The sequence below is a fragment of the Oceanidesulfovibrio marinus genome, from assembly GCF_013085545.1.
GTDB lineage: Bacteria > Desulfobacterota > Desulfovibrionia > Desulfovibrionales > Desulfovibrionaceae > Oceanidesulfovibrio > Oceanidesulfovibrio marinus.
Genome location: NZ_CP039543.1, coordinates 323,874 through 341,534, shown reverse-complemented (window position 1 = coordinate 341,534; position 17,661 = coordinate 323,874). Strand labels below are relative to the sequence as shown.

The following is a 17,661-nucleotide window of genomic DNA, read 5'->3' as shown; positions in this document are numbered from 1 at the left end:
CACCAAGCGGACAGGGACGGCAACGGTGTTGTCCGGGCGTGGGAACTGGCAAGGAATCGAACAGGTCGGTCGGGCATGAGGAGGCTGCCCCGAACACGTTGTTATCCCCCAAATATGAGTCCCAAGAGAGCGTTGCTCCCCGGCGTGCCAGGGCACAAAAAAACGCGCGCCCCGTAAGAACGAGGCGCGCGCGTTGTGGTTCGTATCAGTCCTGTGGACTAGGCGTCGCCGGAGCGGCCATCGTCGCAAGGCTCGATGGACTCGTCAGGACGGACATGCTCTGCGGTCTCGGAGAGCTCGCAATTGGGCATATCGGCCTGCTCCTTGGCTTCCCCGCCGTTGCCGCCGCACACGATGGACGGATCGGCCATGCGCTCCAGGATGGTGAAGCGATCCTTGACCTCTTCTTCCATCTCGGCGCGCAGCTTCTTGGACTCCTCAGGCATGAACTTCTCGAGGATGGCGTAGCGGTTCTCGCCAGAGAGGAAGTCCTGCAGGGTGCCGTCGGGCGCCTTGGAGTCGAGCTGGAAGGGGTTTTTGCCCTGGTCGGCCAGGCGCGGATCGAAGCGGTACAGCGGCCAGTAACCGCAATCCACGGCCAGCTTCTCCTCGAACTGGGTCTTGCCCATGCCCTTGCGGATGCCCTGGTTGATGCAGGGGGCGTAGGCAATGATCAGGGAAGGACCGGGGTAGCTTTCCGCTTCCTGGATGGCCTTGAGGAACTGGTTCTTGTTGGCGCCCATGGAGACGGTGGCCACGTAGACGTAGCCGTAGCTCATGGTCATGCGGCCCAGTTCCTTCTTGGCCGTCTTCTTACCGGAGGCGGCGAACTTGGCCACGGAACCCACAGGCGTGGCCTTGGAGGCCTGACCGCCGGTGTTGGAGTACACCTCGGTGTCCATGACCAGGACGTTGACGTCCTTGCCGGAAGCCAGGACGTGGTCCAGACCGCCGTAGCCGATGTCGTAGGCCCAGCCGTCGCCGCCGAACACCCACACGGACTTCTTGGTCAGCATGTCGGCGTTCTGCTTCAGCGAGGTAACCAGAGCGTGGTCCTCGCTGGTCTCGGTGAGCAGCTTCTTGATCTCGTCGCCGGCGGCGCGGGAGAGATCCGGATCATCGATGTTCTCGGCCCATTTGGAGAGCGCGGGCTTCATGACCTTGACGGAGTCCGGCACGCCCTTCTCGTCGCTGAGCACCTCGTTGATCTGGCGGGCGAGGCTGCGGCGGCGCTGGTTCAGACCCATCTCGATGCCGAAGCCGAACTCGGCCGCGTCCTCGAACAGGGAGTTGCCCCAAGCCGGGCCGTGGCCCTGCACGTTCACCGTGTACGGGGTGGACGGCGCGGAGGCGCCCCAAATGGAGGAGCAACCCGTGGCGTTGGCAATGATCATACGCTCGCCGAAGAGCTGGGTGATGACCTTGACGTACGGGGTCTCACCGCAACCGGAGCACGCACCGGAGAACTCCATGAGGGGTTCTTGGAACTGGCTGCCCTTGACCGAGGTGCGCGGCATGAGGTCGGCCTTGGGAGTTAGGGCGATGGCGTAGTCGAAGTTCGGGACCTCGGTCTCGGTCTGCGTCTCGATGGGCTTCATCACCAGCGCCGGGTTCTTCGGCGGGCAGATGTCGGCGCAGTTGCCGCAGCCCTGGCAGTCCATGGTGTTCACCTGCATGCGGAACTGGAGGTTGTCCATTCCCTTGCCCTTGGCGTCCACGGTGCCGAAGCCTGCGGGAGCCTTGGCCTTTTCGTCGGCGGTGACCAGCACGGGCCGGATGGCGGCGTGCGGGCAGACAAAGGCGCACTGGTTACACTGGATGCAGTTCTCGGCAACCCACTCCGGAACCTTGATGGCCACGCCGCGCTTCTCGTACTTGGCAGTGGAAACCGGGAACAGGCCGTCCGGGTTGAACAGGGAGACAGGCAGATCGTCGCCCTTCTGCTCCAGCATGGGCTGCATGACCTTGGAGACGAAGTCCGGCACGTCGGCGCCCTTCTTCTCCTCGCCGCCTGCAGTGGCCCAGGACTCGGGGTACTTCACTTCCCAGAGGTTCTCCACGGACTGGTCAACAGCGGCGATGTTCATGTTGACGATCTTGTCGCCCTTCTTGCCGTAGGCCTTGTGGATGGACTGCTTGAGGTACTCCACGGCCTTTTCGAAAGGCAGCACGCCGGCGAGGTTGAAGAACGCCGTCTGCATGATCATGTTGATGCGGCCGCCCAGGCCCACGGCCTGCGCGATCTTCACGGCGTCGATGGCGTAGAACTTGATCTTCTTCTCGGCAAGGGTGCGCTTCAGGGACGCGGGGAACTCCTTCTCCATGTCCTCCAGCGTCCAGTGGCAGTTCAGCACGAAGGTGCCGCCTTCCTTGATGCCGTCCAGGATGTCGTACGTGTGCACGTAGGTATCCTTGTGGCAGGCAACGTAGTCGGCAGCGTTGATGAGGTACGTGGACTGAATGGGGGATTCGCCGAAACGCAGGTGCGAGATGGTGATGCCGCCGGACTTCTTGGAGTCGTAGGCAAAGTAGCCCTGCGCGAAGAGCTCGGTGTTGTCGCCGATGATCTTGATGGCCTGCTTGTTCGCGCCCACGGTGCCGTCGGAACCGAGGCCCCAGAACTTGCACTGCACGGTACCCTTGGGGGTAGTGTCCAGGCTGTGGTCGTAATCAAGCGAGGTGTTGGTGACGTCGTCGTTGATGCCGATGGTGAAGTGGTTCTTGGCGCCGGCGTCGAGGTTCTTGTAGATGGCCTCGACCATGCCCGGGCTGAACTCCTTGGAACCGAGGCCGTAGCGGCCATTGATCACCATGGGAGCTTCCTTGGCTTCCAGGAAGGCGGTGCAGACGTCCAGGTACAGCGGCTCGCCAGGGGCGCCGGGTTCCTTGGTGCGGTCCAGCACGGCGATCTTCTTGGCGGAAGCCGGCAGAGCGGCGCGCAGAGCGGCGTTGTCGAAGGGGCGGTACAGGCGAACCTTGACCAGGCCCAGGGACTCGCCCTTCTTGTTGGCGAAGTTGATGTACTCCTCGATGGTCTCGCAGCCGGAGCCCATGGCGACGATGACGCGCTCGGCATTGGGGTCGCCCACGTAGTCGAAGAGCTTGTACTTGCGGCCGGTGGCCTCGCCCACTTTGTCCATGGCAGCCTGAACGGCTTGCGGCACACGGAGGTAGTACGGGTTACAGGCCTCGCGGTTCTGGAAGAAGATGTCGGGGTTCTGCGCAGTGCCGCGGATGGTCGGGTGCTCCGGGTTCATGGCGCGGGCGCGGAACTCGGCGATCTTCTCGTGGTTCACGAGCTTGGCCATGGTCTCGTAGTCGATGACTTCGATCTTCTGAATCTCGTGGGAGGTCCGGAAGCCATCGAAGTAGTGCATGAACGGCAGGCTGGTCTCCAGAGAGGCAAGGTGGGACACCAGGCTGAGGTCCATGACCTCCTGCACGGAGCCGGACGCCAGCATGGCGAAGCCGGTCTGGCGGCAGGCATAGATGTCGGAATGGTCGCCGAAGATGGACAGCGCATGCGAAGCGATGGCGCGGGCGGTCACATGGAACACGCCCGGCAGCAGCTCGCCGGCGATCTTGTACATGTTCGGGATCATCAGCAGCAGACCCTGCGACGCGGTAAAGGTCGAGGTCAGTGCGCCGGCGGCCAGGGAGCCGTGCACAGCGCCTGCGGCGCCGGCCTCGGACTGCATCTGCCGGATTTCGACAAAGTCGCCAAAGATATTCTTGCGACCTTGCGCTGCCCACTCATCCGCAATCTCGCCCATGGGCGAGGACGGCGTGATGGGGTAGATGGCGGCCGTGTCGGAAAGGGCATACGCTACATGCGCAGCCGCCGTGTTGCCATCCATGGTTTTCATGGTCGGGGCCATTATCTCCTCCGTTGAATCGATTCGGTGTGGACGAAAGGAACCTCAATCGCGGACCCTCAATCACCCGAACAGACGAGCGACGTACCCAGTAGAGGAGGCCAGACCAGCCGACAATGGGAGGGATCACCGGCAGCCTCACCGTAAGGCGACGAGATTCTTGGACAAAACAACAGTACAGGACGAAAATCGCGCTCTGTATCACTTGCTTTTAACAAAAAGCAATGTGCGCGACAATGCATCCTGCGAAAAAGTCCACCCTGATGGTGGATCTGATAGGGATTACAGACACCTGCTTTTTATTGTTATTTGTTAAGTGTCACACAGTTTTCCGCCTGGAGCCTGGCTTCGGCGTCACTTGGCAGACCTGTATCTTCATAGCGGACTGTTCCTTCTTCGTCCGTTACTGCATAAGCATACGTCCCATTTGCAGAATCACGGAGTATTTCGATATGAAATTCTTGTATGTTGTAGATCAGTGAGTACGTACCGAGACTTTCCATATCTTAAATTACTCCTCACAGGGATTATTCGGTCAAGGGCCTTGTGCCATACCACGGGATCATGGGCAAGCCTTTATCCCCATTCTTCTGCCTCCGCAAGGAACACTCGACGTTTGGGCCGCGCTGCTGGTATGAGTACGACCATGGATTACGATGCCGCCATCCTGCCACGGCCGCGTTTCGACCTCGACCTCATCCCCATCCAGCATGAGGGACGCGAATTAATCCTTGTGCGCGACCCTCTGCAACTCGTCAAAGCGGGCAGCGCCGTGGCCCCGGCGCTCATCCCCTTGCTGCAGTTGCTGGAACAGGGCATCACCATGGCGCAGTTCCAGCAGGCGCTCACGGAGTCTCAGGGCGGCGTGCTCGTCCCGTGCGATGAGTGCGAACGTCTCCTGGCTGCGCTGGACTCCGCCTTCCTGCTCGATACGACCGCCTATCGCGAAAAGCGCCGCGTCATGGAGGAGGAGTACGCCGCCATGGCGGTGCGCGCACCTTCCCACGCCGGCGTATCCTACCCGGCCGAAACGGACGCCGCCGCCGATCTGGTGGACGCCATCATCGCCGCCGGCAAAGCCGCCCTTCCCGCAGGTGAAACGCCGGAAGGCCCCCTGCTCGCCATCGTGGCCCCGCATATCGACATCGCCGTGGGCCGTAGCGCGTATGGTCACGCCTTCGCCGCCCTGGCCGAAACCCTGGAAAGCGACGCCGCGGCCGGTCGCCGGCCCATCGACCGCGTCGTGATCCTGGGCGTGGGGCACAAGCTTACGGACAGCCTCTACAGTGTAACGACTAAGGACTACGAGACCCCACTGGGCAGGCTGCGCACCGATGCCGACGCCGTGTCCAGGCTGGCCGCTCTGGGTCCGCCAATCGTCTCGGCCTCGGACTGGGTCCACCGCGACGAGCATTCGGCCGAGTTCCCGGCCCTGTTCCTCCAGCGCCTCTTTCCCGACCCGGAGCGACTCGCCATCGTGCCCGTGCTCTGCGGCTCCGCGCATATCGATCCGAACGAGTACTCCCGCGCAATGTACACAGCCCACGCCGCGAAGTTCATGGAGGCCTTGTCCGATATCGTCGCCGACAAGAGCCGTCGCACATTGGTGCTGGCCAGCGTGGACTTCAGCCACATCGGTCCCAAGTTCGGCCATGGGCAGACAGCCCAAGCTTTGGAGCCGGAGACCGCAACCCACGACCACGCCCTGCTGGAGAGCCTTGCCGTCGGCAGCGCCGAGGCCTTCTGGGAGGAGTCCGTCCGGGTGCAAGACCGCTACAACGTCTGCGGCTTCTCGGCCATGTCCACCATGCTTGAGGCGTTGCCGCCCATGCGCGGCCAGGTGCTGGACTACGCCATGCACCACGAGGAGCCCACCCGCTCCGCTGTGAGCTTCGCCGCCGTGCGTCTGCACGCGGTCTGACCTTTTCGCCCCCCTTATTTCCCCGATCTCACGGGATTCCCGCACGATAGAATTGTGCTATGAATATGGCATGGTCAATACCACTCTCCGTCGCGAAGGCGAGGTCATCGAAGTCAAGGAGCTACGCGGCAAGCACGGCGTGTTTGCGGACAGACACGACGCCGGAATGCAGCTGGCGAGGCTCCTTGCCCCGGAATTCCAGGACTGCCCGGACTGCCTGATCCTCGCCATTCCCTCTGGCGGCGTTCCCGTCGGCATTGCCGTTGCGGAAACGCTCCATCTGCCGCTGGAGCTCATGCTCGTGCGCAAGATTCAGATACCCGGCAACACCGAGGCTGGCTACGGCGCCGTCACCCTGACCGGCGAGGTCTTTTACAATGAGGCCCTGCTGGCCCGGTTGGACCTGGACGCTGAGACAAAGAAGCTAGGCGTGCAGACGGTGCGCGATGAGCTGGAGGAACGAAACCGCGTTTTCCGGGATGGACGCCCGGCACCGGACCTGAGCGGCAAGACGGTCATCCTTGTTGACGACGGCCTTGCCTCCGGCTTCACCATGCTCGCAGCCCTGGCCGCCGCGCGCAACAACGGCGCCAGTCGAAAAATCGTCGCCGTGCCCACGGCGCCGTGGCGCTCCCTGGCCATGGTCTCCCCGGAGTCCGACGACGGCATCTACTGCGCCAATCTCCACGGCGAAGGGTCCTTTGCCGTGGCGAGCGCGTACCGCAACTGGTATGATCTGGACAAGGACGAGGTGGTGCGCCTTCTGCACGCCACCACCGCAATGGCGCACGGTTGATCCCCCCGACCCCACGGCGCATGGAGCCACGCATGCAGCGAGCCATCAGCCTTCTGGACGGCGCGTCCATAGAGACGGACGAGATCGTTTGGACCAACGGCGATACCGAAGGGTTCACGCCCTTCGACACCCCCATGACTCTGGAGTATGCGGAGCAGTACGCCTTTCCGGACAAAGGCATCTACGGCGACAGACGGCCGTGGGCCTTCTTCCCGGAAGCCGGCGAGGACAAGCTGGGCCGCTTCCACCCCGTGCGACTCGAATCGGACTGATCCCGACCCTGGGTTCGTCCAACTTTCTGGACACGCGCATTTGGATGCAGACGGCTGATCCGTGCTCCTGTCCAGGCGTTCGCTATTCCTCAGCCAAGGAACTCGGCGTACCACGGCGTGGCCAACGTCAGCCCTTCGCGCAGCTTTTCCACCGCCTCGTAGGCCAGCATGGAACGGATCTTGGTGATGTCCGCCAGGGAGTGGCGCACGTCGCCGGGCCGAAAGTCCCGGTGCACCGCATCCTGGTCCGCGGCCTCCGGGCGGATGGTCGCCACCTGCTCGCGTACCAGAGCGAACAGCTCGTTCAGCGTGGTCCGCTCGCCGCAGGCGATGTTCATGATGGAGCCGCTCACCGTTGTCTCGTCCGTGTCTGGCGTCGTGGCCGCCAGCAGGTTGGCCCGCACCACGTTGGCCACGAAGGAGAAATCACGGCTCGTCTCGCCGTCGCCGTTGATGTACGCCGGTTCGCCTTTCATCAGCGCGTCGAACCACTTGGGAATGACCGCGGCGTACGCACCTTCCGGGTCCTGCCTGGGACCGAACACATTGAAGTAGCGCAGTCCCAGCGTGGACATGCCGTAGCAGCGGGTAAACACGCGGCCGTAAAGCTCATCCACGTACTTGGTCACGGCGTATGGAGAAAGCGGCTCGCCGATCTGATCCTCCACCTTGGGCAGGGTCGGGGAGTCGCCGTATGTGGAGCTGGAGCACGCATAGACAAACCGCTTGCATCCTTCGCGGCGTGCGGCCTCCAGCATGTTCAGGAATCCAGTGATGTTGGCGCTGTTCGTGTTCAGCGGGTTATCCAGCGAACGCGGCACCGAGCCCAGCGCGGCCTGGTGCAGCACGAAGTCCACATTCGCGCAGACCTTGCGGCACGACTCATAGTCGGTGATGTCCGCCTCATAAAAAGTGAAACGAGCAAAGCGCTCCTCGCCCACAATGGCGTGCACCTCGTCGAGATTGCGCTGATGGCCAGTGGCGAAGTTGTCGATGCCGACAACGTTCTGCCCGAGCGCGAGCAATGTTTCCAATAAGTTGGAGCCAATAAACCCGGCAACGCCGGTAACGCACCACGTCCGCGGCTCGGACTGCAGCCGTTGGGTCAGAGCGTCATACGCAGAAAAAGATGGTGTACGTGTACTATTCATAACGCCGGGATACTATGGAAGGGGCTACCCCCTGGCAACTAAAAAATTCAACAGCTATTTCAAGTGAATAAAACATACCCGCGCCTGAAATTCAAAAAAATTGAACTTCCCTGTTGCATTCGCTGTCTACCTTGTATATAAAACTTAACAACAACGCAACCACTAAGTTTTCCGTTAAGGAATAATTCTATGACAGCCACCAGCTTCGACGCTTTTTTCCGGCGCGTCGCCGAAGCCACGGGGGTCGAGACGCAAAACGATCTCGCCCGCATCCTTGGCGTTAATCGCTCGGCCATCACCCAGGCCAAGCAACGTAACGCCATCCCGCAAAAGTGGCTCCACGCGCTGGCCAGGGACTACGGCTACTCCGCCCGCTGGCTGGAAAGCGGCGAAGGCCCGCAGAACCCCGGCGCGCCGGCCGCCGAGTCGTTTGACGTCGATTGCCTCCAGATTCCCAAGGTCCGCGCCCGCCTCTGCGCCGGCGGCGGATCGTTCGAGGTCGAGGGCCAGACCGTCGAGACACAACCCTTCCTGAGCCCGTGGATTCACCGCAAAGGCAGCCCGGACTCCATGGTTCTCATGGACGTCATGGGCAACTCCATGGAACCGGAGATTCACGAAGGGGACACCGTTCTTATTGATCAGTCCCAGCGCGACATCCTCGCCGGCGGCATATACGCCGTGGGGGTGGAGGATACTGTCATGGTCAAACGCCTGGAGAAGCGGCCTGGCGGCCTGGCCCTGCTCTCCGACAACCCTGACTATTCGCCAATCGTGCTGCGCGGCGAAGAGCTGGAAACGGTGCGTGTCATCGGAAAGGTGATCTGGCTCAGCAGGGAGTACCGCTGATGTTTACTGGGGGGAGTTGCTCTGTATACGCCCAAACGCCGGCCCGGCGGACCATACGGGATGCAATGCACCCCCGGAAAGTAGTACGCCGGGCCGGCGCGGCGGACGTTGCGGAGCCTGAAATATTTTTTTGCGTAATGTGTTTATAAAAATAAACATACCCGTTCAGGTATATGGAGGAACACGCCATGATCGATCGTTACTGCCTCTGCGGCCACCGCATCCATGTTCAGTTTTCCAAGCGCGAGAACCGCTGGTCACCCACATTCTGGAGCGTCGTCAAGTACTCGGGCCACAAGCGCTTCACCTGCCCGGTGTGCGGCCGCAAGCTCGACATCGACGATCTGAACTAGAGTTTACTGCCTTGTCTCTTTGGCATGGCGAACCCACGTAGGCGGGGATGCGCTAAGAGGTGCCAGGAGTTCGCCAGAAAAAACAGGCCCTGCGCCAATGCGAGGTAGCCTGTTCCTGCGCGGATGAATATGGGAGGAAGGATTCTGCTGAAAACGCTGCCTGATTGGAAGACGCGCTGAAAACGAAGCTACTCGTTCTGCTTTTTGATCTGACCGCCCAGCTGCGTCATCTTTGCGCGGATGTAGTCCGCGGCCACGCTGCCCAGGTCCGGATCATTGCTGTGCGCCTTGCCATACTCGGCCAGGTCCTGCGCGATCTGCTTTTCCATGCGCTCGGATTCGAGGAACATGATGTAGACCAGCACAATGGAGGCACTGCTTTCGTCGCTGCCATCGCACAACAGTTCGAGCTGCTCGGCCGGCACCGTTTCAGTGATCTTGTCCAGGAACATGCCGACCCACTTCTCGTACAGAGCCGGAAGCACCACGGGAATCATGGACGCGAGCTGCTTTGTCTGAGCTTCTTCCATGTCCGGCATGGCTACGGCGAAATACTCGTTCAGTGCTTCCTCGCGGCGGCCCGCGTCACGCGAAAGACGCTCCATGACAACGGCTTTCATGTGTTCCCGAATCATTTGTTGAGACAAAGGCATATGGACCTCGAAAGGAAAAAGGACAGATGGATGCGGCACCGAAAGTTGGAACGCAAACGGCTCGAAACGGTCTTCTGCCCTATCAAAAGCCCGGCTACGCATCAAGGCCGCTGGCCGACACGCAGCGGCCGTGTTTTCGAACAAAAAATCTGCAATATCATATGCAAACAAAGTGAGTCGGGATTGGTCATTCCCGATCTCGGAGTGCAGTTGCACTGTTGGCCAAGTGACTTATGTGGCCTCGTGGCCATCTTCATGCATTGCCGATCGTGAAAACAGAGTGTAGGGAACTCTTTTTCACAACCCTACAAACCCACTCCACCATGTTAACGTTCGCCTCCCTTATCCCGTTGGCCAAAGTCATCGCCGCCTTTGCAGCCATGCTTGTCTGCATTCGACTTCGTATCAATCTCGCTATCTCCATTATTATCGGCAGCTTCATACTCGTTCTGGCTTTCGGCCACGGCCCGTTGTTCTGGCTGCAGGCGGCCGGACAAGGGCTGATGTACGAACAGACCCTGTTTCTCGCCGGCATCGTCGGGGCCATCATGCTCCTGTCCGACGTGCTCGAAAAAACGGCGCAGGCCGAGCGCCTCATGGAGTCGCTGGTCGGCTATCTCCATCGCCCGCGTATCGCTCTCGCCTTTTTTCCCGCACTCATCGGCCTGCTCCCCATGCCGGGTGGCGCGGTCTTTTCCGCACCCTTGGTCAAACGAGTGGCCGACCCCATGGACCTCGACGCGCCGTTGCTGAGTGTCATCAATTACTGGTTCCGCCACGTCTGGGAGCTCGCCTGGCCGCTTTATCCGGGCGTCATCCTGGCATCCAGCCTCGCCAACGTGCCCCTGGTGGAGATCGCGCTTTTCCTCAGCCCGTCGCCCATCCTGGCCCTGGTGCTTGGCTGGTTCTTCTACCTGCGCCGTGTTCCCAAAACGCGTCGCGCCGCCGTCAAGGAATCGATCACAGCCTCACTCAAGGAGCTGAGCCTGTCGTCGGCCCCGCCTGCCCCATCCTTGCGCCGGGCCCTCTACGAGGGGCTTCCCATCCTCATCGGCATCGGCGGCGCGCTTGGCCTGGAAGGCATGATTGCCGTCCTCTTCCCGGGCATGCCCTACGAATGGGGCGTCATCGCCGCGCTGGTGGCCGCAGTGGTCTGCAGCCTCATCCAGAACGGTAAATCGATCGGTTTCATGCTGCCGCTGCTTTTTTCCAAGCGCCTCGGCAGCATGCTCCTGGTCATCGCCGCCATCTTCATCTTCAAGGAGACTCTGACCCAGACCCACGCCGTGGAGGAAATCGCAAAGGTCGCCAGCGGCTCCGCCGCCCTGATTTTCACCACAGTCTTCATGCCCTTTTTTGTCGGGGCAGTGGCCGGCATCAACGTCGCTTTCGTGGGCGCATCGTTCCCGCTGTTCCTGGGCATGCTCGACACCCTGGGCATGCAGGACCAGACCATGCGCTATGTGGCGCTGGGTATGTTCTCCGGCATGTCGGGCGTGCTCGTCTCCCCGATCCACCTCTGCTTCATCCTCACATGCCAGTACTTCGGGGCCGACCTCGCCAAGGCGTGGCGGCTGCTCGTGGTACCGTGCATGCTGGTTCTCGGCTTCGGATTCCTCTACTTCATGATGCTGGGCTGAGACAATTGACACGTTGGAGCGGCCAGATTCCCCGGCGGCTGCTCCGGCCTACGAGCACGGCGGTCTACTCCGGAGCGTTCCAGGCGCCGCACTTGACGCAAACAAATCCCTGGAACACGGGCTCGCCGGCTTCGATGTAGCACTCCACCTCATTGGATTCAGAGCAGGAATCGCAGAGGATCTTGGCGATGTTGTTCTCGGGATCGTATGGACATTCCTCATCCCTGATGAACACGGTATCCGTGTAATCGGGCTCCATGGCGCCTCCTTCGATTATCCTTCCCGGTGCCGGGCACGCACGAGCGCATGCGCCGCAGCCGGAGAGCCGTGGCGTGCAGTATACCGTATCCGTCTGTTTGACAGAAGGCCGGAACCGCTATTCCGCGGCTGTTTCCGGAGGAACAAAGGGAAGGCGCGAACGAAGCCGGGCGAGCATGAGCGCGCCCTTGACGGATTGCCCGACGAGCCGCCTGATCCGCGAGTTCAGCTCCAGCAGCTGCGTCATGGTGGTGACCGCCAGCCGACCGTCGGTGCCGGCGTTCAGGATAAGCTGCTTCACTTCCTGGTAGTCGTTTTCGAACTCCTGCTGCAGGCCGCGCAGCTTTGCCGGCGTGAACCCTTCCTCTTCCGGATCGCCGAACTCCACCACTGCGGCGGCCTTTCTGCGCAGCTCATCGATGCGCTTGGCCACCTCCCCTTTGGGGATGGGCTGCATCCCTGCCCGCAGTTGCTCTTCCTCGGTGGCGAGCTCTCCCACCACTCGGAAATACTGCGCCGCACGCAAAAAGCGCGGCAGCGCATCGGCGATGTCCTGGCCAAGCCCTTCCTGTGTGAGCTTGCCGATGAACTTGCCGGCCTTCAACTGCAATGATTCCAGGACGCGCATCTCCCGAGAGTTCTCGGGGCACGGTCCAAGCGAGCAGACGATGGCGGACAGGGCCATCCGACGGGCAATGCCGGCGATGCGGCCCAGCTCCAGCACCAGGGCGTTGACCGCCAGCGCTGGCGTGCGGACCACGGTGTCGTCCAGATACTTGGGGGCCGACTCATCCTCCTCCGCCGTCTTGAAACGCTTGGAGACGAATCGCGTGAGTGGCCGCGTCAGCGGCCACAGCACCATCACGCCCAGGACGTTGAAGCAGGTGTGGTACAAAGCGAGAATGGCGGCCGGCTCCCCGGCAAAGCCCACAACCTTGCGCCCCCACACGATGACGGCGAGCATCGGCCCGAGAATGAGGAACGCGATGATGCCGGTGATGACTTTGAAAACAACATGGATAACGGCCAGACGCTTTGCACTGGGCGTGGCGCCGATGACGGCGAAGACCGCGGTGGACGTGGTTCCCACATTGGCGCCGATGATGGCGGCCGCCGCTGCTTCCAGACCGATGGTGCCGCCGGCCGCGGCCGTGAGCACAAGCACCAGGGAAGCGCTGGACGACTGCATGGCCAGGGTGAGGACAAAGCCGATGCCGACAAAGAGCGCCAGACCAGCTATGCCGGGCGCTCCTCCTGAATGCAGGGCGAGCTGCGGTCCCAGCCCGGTGAAGGCGGACTGCATGACCTCCACGCCCAGGAAAAAGAGGCCGAAGCCCGCGAGCGCTTCACCAAGCGAGGCGCGCCGCGAAACGGTTCCCGATAGCCAGAGCCCCGTGCCGACGGCGATGAACGGCAAGGCCAGCGCCTTGATCTTGATCTTCAGCCCCAGGAACGCCACGATCCAGGCCGTGGTCGTGGTGCCCACGTTGGAGCCGTACACCACCCACACCGCCTCGGGCATGGTCATCAGCCCGGCGTTGACAAAACCGATGGCCGCCACTGTGACGGCCGAGGAGGACTGCACCAGGGAGGTCAGCCCGAAGCCGGAGAGGAGCCCGCGCAGACGCGTCCGCGTCCAGTTGGAGAGGAGATCGCGCAGAAGAGGCCCCCCGGCGAGCCTGAGGCCGTCGGTCATGAGCTTCATGCCCAACAGCAGAAGCCCAAGCCCGCCGAGGAGGTTGATTACAGTGCCGGTGTTCATGCACCCAGGGGCATGTCACGTATCCCCCCTACTTTCAAGTGAAGGGATACGCCCGCACGGCGGCTAAGCCTGCGTGGCCTTTTTCTTCTTGCCGGCGATGGCGTGCCGGTCCTTGGCCGGGAGGATGCCCTTGCGGAGCCGGATGGACTCCGGCGTCACCTCCACCAGCTCATCCTCGCGGATGAAGTGGATGGCCCGCTCCAGGGTCATGGCGCGCACGGGCGTGAGAATCACGTTCTCGTCCTTGCCCGAGGCGCGCATGTTGGAGAGCTTTTTCTCCTTCGTGGGGTTCACGTCGATATCGTTGTCGCGGTTGTGCTCGCCCACAATCATGCCCTCGTACACCGGGTCGTTGGGTGCGACAAAGAGCTCGCCGCGAGGCTCCAGGTTGAAGAGCGCATAGGCCACGGCGCCTCCAGCGCGGTCGCTGACGATGGAGCCGGTGTAGCGCGACAGGATCTCGCCGCGAAAGGTCTCGTAGCCCAGAAGGTACGAGTTCATGATGCCGGTGCCCTTGGTGTCGGTCAGGAACTCGTCGCGGTACCCGATGAGCCCGCGCGAGGGGATGGAGAACTCCAGCCGCACGCGGCCCTTGCCCTTGTTGACCAGGTTGATCATCCGCCCCTTGCGTGTGGCCAGCTTCTCCGTCACCACGCCCAGGAAGGCCTCGTCGCAATCCACGTACAGATGTTCGATGGGTTCGAGCTTGGCGCCGCCTTCGTCACGCGTGATGACCTGCGGCCGGCCCACGTTAAGCTCGAAGCCCTCGCGGCGCATGGTCTCAATGAGGATGGCCATCTGGAACTCGCCGCGTCCCTTGACCAGGAATGCGTCCTTCTCATCGGTCTCCTCGATGCGGATGGCCACGTTGGAGAGCATCTCGCGGTTCAGGCGCTCGCGGATGACGCGGGACTGGAGCTTGTCGCCCTCACGGCCGGCCAGGGGCGAGGTGTTCACGGCAAAGCGCATGGAGACCGTGGGCTCCTCCACCGTGATGCGCGGCAGCGGTACGGTGCGCTCGGGGTCGCAGATCGTGTCGCCGATGTTCACGTCCTCCACGCCGGAGAGCACGATGATGTCGCCGGGACGCGCTTCCGCCGTCTCCACAACGGCGAGGCCCTCGAAGGTCTGGAGCTTGGAGACCTTCAGCGCCTTGGGCTGCCCGCTTTCGCCGATGCGCATCAGCCCCTGCTGGGTGTGTGCGCGGCCCGCACGGACCTTGCCGATGGCCAGGCGGCCCAGGTAGTCGGAGTACGAGAGGTCCGAGACAAGCATGGTGAACGGCGCGTCCGGGTCGGCTTCCGGTCCGGGTACCGTTTTCAGGATCATCTCGAACAGCTCGGTCAGATCGGTTCCGCCGTCTTTTTCCAAAGAGGCGCGGCCCTCGCGGCCCACGGCGTAGAGGATGGGGAACTCCAGCTGCTCTTCGTCGGCGTCCAGGTCGATGAAGAGGTCGTAGACCTCGTCCAGCACCTCGTCCGGGCGGGCGTCGGCGCGGTCGATCTTGTTGATGACCACGACCACAGGCAGCCCGGCATCCAGGGTCTTTCCGAGCACGAAACGCGTCTGCGGCAGCGGCCCTTCCGAGGCGTCCACGAGCAGCAGCGCGCCATCCGCCATGGACAGGGAGCGCTCCACTTCGCCGCCGAAGTCGGCGTGGCCCGGGGTGTCGATGATGTTGATCTTGATGTCCTTCCACTTCACGGCGCAGTTCTTTGCGGCGATGGTGATGCCCCGCTCGCGTTCGAGGTCGAGGCGGTCCATGACCCGGTCGTCCACTTCCTGCCCTTCGCGGAACACGCCGGCCTGCCGGAACATGGCGTCCACAAGAGTTGTCTTGCCATGGTCGACGTGGGCGATGATGGCCACATTACGCACTTCCGGATTGATCATAGAATCCTTGCTCATAAAACAACCAGTTGGTGAAGAAGGTTAGATAGAAGGGAGGATGCGGAGCCGTCCGTCGCCGGGGCCGGTCACCCGGCCGACGACAGCGGCGATGTCGCCGTTCGATTCAAGCATGGCGCGAACAGCGTCGAGGCGTGATTCGGGAACGGCCAACAACAAGCCGCCGGAAGTCTGCGCGTCGAACACGAGATCCACCCGCAGCAGGCTGTCGGCACCCTCACCGACTCCGCCCGCGAGGACAATGGCCTTCTGGCAAAAGTCCTTGTTCGCGTAGGAGCCGGCGGGAAGAAGTCCCATGGAGGCCAGCTCCAGGGACTCGTCAATAAACGGCACGGCGTCGAGCCAGAGGTCGACATCCATCCTGGAGGCGTGGGCCATCTCCAGAAGGTGGCCCCCCAGGCCGAAGCCGGTAATATCCGTGGCGGCCTTGAGGTCGTGCTCCAGAATGGCCTTCCCGGCCGAGGCGTTGAGCCGTGCCGCCCAACGCACCAGGATATCTTCCAAAACGTCCTGCCCCTGCCAGCGTCCCTTGATGGCCGTGGCCAGGACGCCTGTTCCCAGGGGTTTGGTGAGCACCAGGAGGTCTCCGGGCGCGAGCGCCTTGTTCGCGGCGTAGCGGTCCGGGTCGATAACGCCGGAAACGGCCAAGCCGTACTTGACCTCCGGGTCCTCCACGCTGTGTCCGCCGGCGAGAACGGCGCCGGCCTCGCGGATGGTGTCGTACCCGCCCTTGAGAATCTGCTTGAGCACGATCTTGTCCATCGTCTTGATGGGGAAACAGACGATGTTCATGACCGAGTACGGCTCGCCGCCCATGGCGTAGACATCGGACAAGGCATTGGCCGCGGCAATGCGGCCGAAGTCGTACGGATCATTCACGATGGGCGTGAAGAAATCGACCGTCTGCACCAGCGCCTTGCCGGGCGGAAAGCGCAAAATGGCAGCGTCCTCGTTCCCTGCGGAGCCGAGTATCACACGATCGTCGTCCTCGGACACGATCTCGGCAAGAACTTCCTCCAGGTCCCCTGGAGGTATCTTGGAAGCTCAACCCGCCGCCGTGACGCTTTCGGCGAGGGGCACGTTGTTCCTTTCGGACATGGCGCTACCAGGGAAAAAGATGGTCAGGCTGCGGCGCTGTCATCGTCGGTCATAGTGACTTGCTGGCCGCACTCCTCGTTGAGGAAGGCCATGAAGTACCGGACCGCCGGGAAGTAATGGCGCCGCTCATGGTACACACAGTAAAAATGCCGTCGGATTTCGGCAAGGTCCGGGCATTCGATCCGTACGACCTCGCCGGACTGAAGCAGCGAATCGGCAGCCAGCTTGGAGACAATGGAGAGTCCGACCCCGGATTTGACACAGGAAAGAATGGCCTGGGTCCCCTCAACCGTCATCACCATGTTGAAGTCGGCGACATCGCCGCCGATCTGCTGCAGATTCTTCTCAAAAGCCTTGCGCGTGCCGGAGCCCGGCTCACGCATGACCCACGGGAACTGCCGGAGCTCCTCGTACTTGCAGCTGCGCATGTCGCCGGCAACCTGCGGCGCGGCGATGATCACCAGCTCATCCTGCAGCAGCTCGATGAAGGCAAGGTCCGGAATGTCCTCCTCGGCGCCCACGACGCCGAGCTGCAGATCGCCGGAAGCAACGCGTTTGACGATCTCCAGGGAGTCGCCAAGCGCCAGGGACAGGTTGACGTCCGGGTAGATCTCCTTGAACTTGGCCAGCATGGCCGGCAGAAAGTAGTTGGCCGGTATGGTCGACCCGCCAACGAAAAGATCGCCGGCAACGCGGTCCTGCAGAAGTTGGATTTCGGCGGCCGCGTGGTTCAGGGAGCTGAACGCCTCCTTGCCATGGCGGTAGAGGATATCTCCGGCCGGCGTGGGATGGACTTCGCGACCGAGACGATCGAAAAGACGCACCTTGAGCTCGCGCTCCAGCGTGGACACGTGCGAGCTGATGGTCGGCTGGGAGAGATAAAGTTCCGCAGCGGCGCGGGAAAAGCTTCTCAGCTCATAGACCTTGCAAAACGCCTCAAGTCGTCGAAAATCCATATGTCCCTCATAGATATTTGTTCTTCTGCAAATAAGTTCCACAAAGAAAAAAGGCAAGCCGAAGCTTGCCTTAAGATCATGCAGATGTGAGGGCGATTATTCGGCCGGCTTGTCTTCAGCCTTGGGCTCCTCGCCTTCCGCCGGTTCCTCGGCGGGGGCTTCGGGAGCT

14 protein-coding genes are annotated in these 17,661 nt (G+C 62.1%); 6 read left to right on the top strand and 8 right to left on the bottom strand.

Features of this window, described 5'->3' with window-relative positions:
• Positions 1–218 precede the first annotated feature (218 nt).
• Positions 219–3,878 carry a pyruvate:ferredoxin (flavodoxin) oxidoreductase gene (gene nifJ / locus E8L03_RS01560; RefSeq protein WP_171266363.1) on the bottom strand — a complete coding sequence of 1,220 codons (3,660 nt, stop codon included), beginning with the start codon at positions 3,876–3,878 and terminating at the stop codon, positions 219–221.
• Positions 3,879–4,521: 643 nt separating this feature from the next.
• Here nifJ and amrB point away from each other — a divergent pair.
• From amrB to E8L03_RS01545, 3 genes are all read left to right on the top strand, one after another.
• Positions 4,522–5,796 carry an AmmeMemoRadiSam system protein B gene (gene amrB / locus E8L03_RS01555; RefSeq protein WP_167512561.1) on the top strand — a complete coding sequence of 425 codons (1,275 nt, stop codon included), beginning with the start codon at positions 4,522–4,524 and terminating at the stop codon, positions 5,794–5,796.
• A gap of 70 nt (positions 5,797–5,866) precedes the next feature.
• The gene (locus tag E8L03_RS01550) at positions 5,867–6,592 is read left to right on the top strand and encodes a phosphoribosyltransferase (RefSeq protein WP_144306406.1); all 726 of its coding nucleotides are present in this window, start codon (positions 5,867–5,869) and stop codon (positions 6,590–6,592) included.
• Positions 6,593–6,624: 32 nt separating this feature from the next.
• Positions 6,625–6,864, top strand: a complete 240-nt coding sequence (locus tag E8L03_RS01545) for a hypothetical protein (RefSeq protein WP_144306405.1) — start codon at positions 6,625–6,627, stop codon at positions 6,862–6,864.
• A gap of 89 nt (positions 6,865–6,953) precedes the next feature.
• Here E8L03_RS01545 and E8L03_RS01540 read toward each other — a convergent pair whose 3' ends face one another.
• On the bottom strand, positions 6,954–8,015 hold the full coding sequence (locus E8L03_RS01540; RefSeq protein WP_171266362.1) for an SDR family oxidoreductase: 1,062 nt from the start codon (positions 8,013–8,015) through the stop codon (positions 6,954–6,956).
• Between the two features lie 189 nt (positions 8,016–8,204).
• On the opposite strand from E8L03_RS01540, the gene E8L03_RS01535 reads away from it, so the two are divergent.
• Together E8L03_RS01535 and E8L03_RS01530 are read left to right on the top strand one after the other, a co-directional pair.
• Positions 8,205–8,864: a LexA family transcriptional regulator gene (locus E8L03_RS01535; RefSeq protein ID WP_171266361.1), complete on the top strand. Its 660-nt coding sequence runs from the start codon at positions 8,205–8,207 to the stop codon at positions 8,862–8,864.
• A gap of 188 nt (positions 8,865–9,052) precedes the next feature.
• The gene (locus E8L03_RS01530; protein WP_153307172.1) at positions 9,053–9,217 is read left to right on the top strand and encodes a hypothetical protein; all 165 of its coding nucleotides are present in this window, start codon (positions 9,053–9,055) and stop codon (positions 9,215–9,217) included.
• Positions 9,218–9,405: 188 nt separating this feature from the next.
• Here E8L03_RS01530 and E8L03_RS01525 read toward each other — a convergent pair whose 3' ends face one another.
• Complete coding sequence (locus E8L03_RS01525; protein ID WP_244963621.1) at positions 9,406–9,837, bottom strand: hypothetical protein; 432 nt, start codon at positions 9,835–9,837, stop codon at positions 9,406–9,408.
• Between the two features lie 356 nt (positions 9,838–10,193).
• Here E8L03_RS01525 and E8L03_RS01520 point away from each other — a divergent pair, with 356 nt between their 5' ends.
• A complete protein-coding gene (locus tag E8L03_RS01520; protein WP_171266359.1) occupies positions 10,194–11,510 on the top strand; it encodes a DUF401 family protein in 1,317 nt (438 codons plus the stop codon).
• Between the two features lie 64 nt (positions 11,511–11,574).
• Here the strand turns inward: E8L03_RS01520 and E8L03_RS01515 are convergent, their stop codons facing one another.
• From E8L03_RS01515 to E8L03_RS01495, 5 genes are all read right to left on the bottom strand, one after another.
• Positions 11,575–11,769, bottom strand: a complete 195-nt coding sequence (locus tag E8L03_RS01515; protein ID WP_171266358.1) for a hypothetical protein — start codon at positions 11,767–11,769, stop codon at positions 11,575–11,577.
• A 117-nt stretch (positions 11,770–11,886) separates the two neighbouring features.
• On the bottom strand, positions 11,887–13,530 hold the full coding sequence (locus E8L03_RS01510; RefSeq protein ID WP_171266357.1) for a Na/Pi cotransporter family protein: 1,644 nt from the start codon (positions 13,528–13,530) through the stop codon (positions 11,887–11,889).
• A 63-nt stretch (positions 13,531–13,593) separates the two neighbouring features.
• On the bottom strand, positions 13,594–15,438 hold the full coding sequence (gene typA / locus E8L03_RS01505; protein WP_235896692.1) for a translational GTPase TypA: 1,845 nt from the start codon (positions 15,436–15,438) through the stop codon (positions 13,594–13,596).
• 24 nt (positions 15,439–15,462) lie between these two features.
• Entirely contained in the window at positions 15,463–16,536 is a 1,074-nt protein-coding gene (gene selD, locus E8L03_RS01500) for a selenide, water dikinase SelD (protein WP_144306398.1), read from the bottom strand.
• Positions 16,537–16,559: 23 nt separating this feature from the next.
• Positions 16,560–17,492: a selenium metabolism-associated LysR family transcriptional regulator gene (locus tag E8L03_RS01495; RefSeq protein ID WP_144306397.1), complete on the bottom strand. Its 933-nt coding sequence runs from the start codon at positions 17,490–17,492 to the stop codon at positions 16,560–16,562.
• Positions 17,493–17,661: the final 169 nt, after the last annotated feature.